General features: G+C 69.1%; 2 protein-coding genes. One reads left to right on the plus strand and one right to left on the minus strand.

Going from position 1 to position 2,014, the window contains the following annotated elements; genetic code table 11:
* Positions 1-60 precede the first annotated feature (60 nt).
* Complete coding sequence (locus AB0L65_RS62850; RefSeq protein WP_364267598.1) at positions 61-540, plus strand: hypothetical protein; 480 nt, start codon at positions 61-63, stop codon at positions 538-540.
* Between the two features lie 37 nt (positions 541-577).
* Here the strand turns inward: AB0L65_RS62850 and AB0L65_RS62855 are convergent, their stop codons facing one another.
* Positions 578-1,639 carry a hypothetical protein gene (locus AB0L65_RS62855; RefSeq protein ID WP_364267601.1) on the minus strand — a complete coding sequence of 354 codons (1,062 nt, stop codon included), beginning with the start codon at positions 1,637-1,639 and terminating at the stop codon, positions 578-580.
* Positions 1,640-2,014: the final 375 nt, after the last annotated feature.

Genomic DNA, 2,014 nt, shown 5'->3' on the forward strand with positions numbered 1-2,014 from the left:
CGGCGCCCTCTTCACCCTGCGCCTGCCACGCCGGGCAGACGCTCCCGACGGGAGCCCCGAATGAGCGCCGGGCCCACCCGCCGCCTACTCGCCGCGGGCCTGCTGACGCTCATGGCCGGCTGCGGCGTGCAACCCAGCGACGCCATCCCCGCCGGCGACCCACCCAGCGGACCCACCGCACCACCCCTGAAAGTCACCCTCTACCTGGTCAAAAACGGCCGACTCAGCACGGTGACACGACCCGGCTACCGACTCTCCCCGACCGACACGCTCGCGCTGCTGGCCACCGGACCCACCCCGAGAGAACAGAGGCAAGGGCTCACCACCGACGTCCCACCCGCAGCCGGCCCGTTCTCGATGATCGCCGAACCCACCGGCAACCTGGTGGTGACCCTGTCCACCCCGCCAAGCCGACTGCCCGCACTGGCCATCGACCAGATCGTGTGCACGGCCGCCGCCATGGCACCGGAAACCCCTGCAGCCCAGGTCACCGTCCTCGGCGCCGGGCAGGACAGCGGCCCCCGGAGCTGCCCGAGGTGATGCTGGGCGGCTCGTGGCGGGGGAGCGAGCGCGGCGATCAGCCGGCAACCGCCGCCAGCTCCCGCGCGTAATCACGGGGCCGGTCTTGCAGGTCGAGCAGGCGGAGGTGCATCCGCGCGAGCGGCTCCAGCGAGAAGCCGGTGTCCCGCCACGCCTCGAACGTGATGCCGATGCCCAGGTCAACGCAGAACTGCACGTTACGATCCTCGTGCTCGCCGTACCCCTCCAGGCAGATGATCGGCGTCGCCGCGGTGAACGCGTCGAGGATCGTGCCTCCGCCCAGCTTGGCCATGATCGCCACGGCGTGCCTGGTCAGGTCGAGCGCCTGGTGATGGTCCTCGGCCTGCTCGTACACGGGGGGCGCGTCGGCGACGATCTCGCCGAAGGGCGGGAAGCCGTCGTCGTGCCAGGGATTCCAGGAGGGATCCATCATGAAGCGACGCGAGCCGGGAGCGAGGCCGGGAGCCTCGCCGACGTCGCGCACCACGAGGTCGAGCGGCAGGCCCGCGGCGCTCAGCTCGGCGGCCCGCTCCAGGTACGTGCCCATCGACCAGCCGCCGCCGTGCGCCAGGACGCGCCTGTCCCGATCCTCCCAGCGCAGCGGCGGCTCGGTGGTGGCCCTGATCGTCCAGGGGATGTCGTTGCCGGCGGAGTCGAACAGCCACACCTCCCGATGCCTGCCCAGCGACTCGGCCCGGCGGGCGAAGGACGGCGAGTTGGCCGAGTCGGCGTGGCACACGTCAACGGGCACCGCCCCGAACTCCTCCGCGTAACTCTCCACGACGGGCAGCCAGAGACCGCTGAAGACGACGAAACGATGGACCGCGTCGTCATGCCAGCGCTTCTTCGCCGATTCGATCAGCATCGGGTCGAAGGCGTCCGACAGGTTGCGGAAAAGGCGCTGGCCGACCCGGGCGAGACGGAAGTCCCGCTGGTACGCCTCCTTGCTGGCGGAGATCCTGTCGCGCCGTTCGGGCTGCCAGAACGCCTCGGCCAGGAAAACCTCGCCAGGTGCCCCGAGCTCCTTGAGCCGTCGCCTGAGCAGCAGGCCGGTGACGTGGGCGCCGAGCCCCGGGCCGCCTGTCAGGATCGCGATCATGCCAGGGCGTTGACATGCGACAGGACGAAACCGCAGAAGGCGCGGATGGAGTACAGCGGGCGATCATTCCGTCGCCGACAACCTCCATGGAAATCTATTCTTATATAAAGGCGCGCATTCGGGGAGGTTTCTCGGCCTGGATTCGGAGCGCGATTTGACGTCCCCCAGGGGGTGTGGGCAACGCTGCCGGGTGGAGATCGTTTCCTGGATGACGCTCGTTCAGAAGATGAGTGCGAGCTTCGCGCCACGAGACGAGCCGCAAGCGGCGGTTGGCTCTAATTAGCCTCGATCTTTCTCGACCTTGAGTTGGTCGGCTGAGAAGTTCGGCTGCGGGTCGATTTTCTCGCTGTGGTCAGCGTGGATGCCCGGCTGTCG

The organism is Nonomuraea sp. NPDC052116, from assembly GCF_040680035.1.
Taxonomy (GTDB): Bacteria; Actinomycetota; Actinomycetes; order Streptosporangiales; family Streptosporangiaceae; genus Nonomuraea; species Nonomuraea angiospora_A.